General features: G+C 66.9%; 1 protein-coding gene. It reads left to right on the forward strand.

Annotated elements, in window-relative coordinates:
• Positions 1-68 precede the first annotated feature (68 nt).
• A protein-coding gene (locus tag INT51_RS21925; protein ID WP_370540850.1) for an IS3 family transposase occupies positions 69-1,288 on the forward strand; the annotation gives its coding sequence in 2 pieces (ribosomal slippage) (positions 69-339 and positions 339-1,288; 1,221 coding nt in all).
• Positions 1,289-1,318: the final 30 nt, after the last annotated feature.

Consider the following 1,318-nt stretch of genomic DNA (forward strand, 5'->3'; position numbering starts at 1 on the left):
TGGGCTTACCCTCCTGTTGTTGACGCCTGAGATGGCGGGTCGTGCTGGCCTGCGGGAGGGTTGTCGTTATGGCGAAGCGGAACAGGTATACGCCGGAGTACCGCCGGGAGGCTGCGGCTCTGGTGCTGGATACGGATCGGCCGATCGTGCACGTGGCCGAGGAGATCGGCGTGGGCGCGCAGTTGCTGGGTCGCTGGGTCCAGCAAGAGCGCGAGCGCCGCGATCCGCCACCGGGCCCGGATGTGGCGTTGACGACCGGTGAGCGCGAGGAGCTGAAGAGCCTGCGGCGGCGGGTCCATGACCTGGAGGCGGATAACGAGTTCCTGGGAAAAGCAGCCGCCTTCTTCGCGTCGAAGCCACCACGACGGAACGGTTCGAACTGATGGACATGGAGAAGGCGAACTTCGAGATCACCCGCATGGCGCGGCTGCTGGGCGTGACGCGTCAGGGCTACTACGCCTGGCGCAAGCACCGGGAGCTCGGTCCTGGCCCGCGGGCCCGGCGCCGGGACGAGATCGATCAGGCAGTGCGCGATGCCTTCCGTGCCTCCGATGGCGTCTACGGGGCCCCGCGGATCGCCCGCGAGCTCGCCGCTAAGGGCGTGGAGGTCGACCGCAAGACGGTCGCTGCCTCGATGCGCCGACAGGGCCTGGAGGGCATCAGCCCGCGCATGTTCACCCCGGTGACCACGATCCAGGACCCCGCAGCCCGCGGCTTCGCGGATCATGCCCAGCGGCAGTGGGACAAAGGACGACTCGATGCGGTCTGGACCAGCGATATCACCTACCTGCGCACCGGCGAGGGATGGCTATACCTGGCCGCGGTCCGTGATGGCCACTCACGGCGCGTGCTGGGGTGGGCGATGGACGATTGCCAGGACGCCGGCCTCGTGGATCGGGCGCTGCGCATGGCCCACACCCTGCGCGGCACTATCCCCGATGACCTCGTGTTCCACGCCGACCGCGGAGTCCAGTACACCTCGCAGATGCTGTTCGAGACCTGCGAGGAGCTAGCGATCCTGCAGTCGATGGGCCGGACCGGCGTGTGCTGGGACAACGCGATGGCCGAGTCGTTCTGGGCCACGCTCAAGACCGAGTTCTACGATCGCCGGTCCTGGCCGACCCGGGCCGAAGCACGCCATAAGGTCGCTCGCTGGATCGAGATCGTCTACAACCGTCGTCGGCTGCACTCCAGCCTCGATTACACCAGCCCGGTCACGTTCGAGAACACGATCAAGCGCGACCAGGCCGAGACTGAAGAACACACGGATCAAGCCCAAGCAGCTTGATCAACCGTCAACGACTTGCGGGCAAGCCCA

The organism is Brachybacterium sp. FME24, from assembly GCF_014897705.1.
Lineage (GTDB): Bacteria > Actinomycetota > Actinomycetes > Actinomycetales > Dermabacteraceae > Brachybacterium.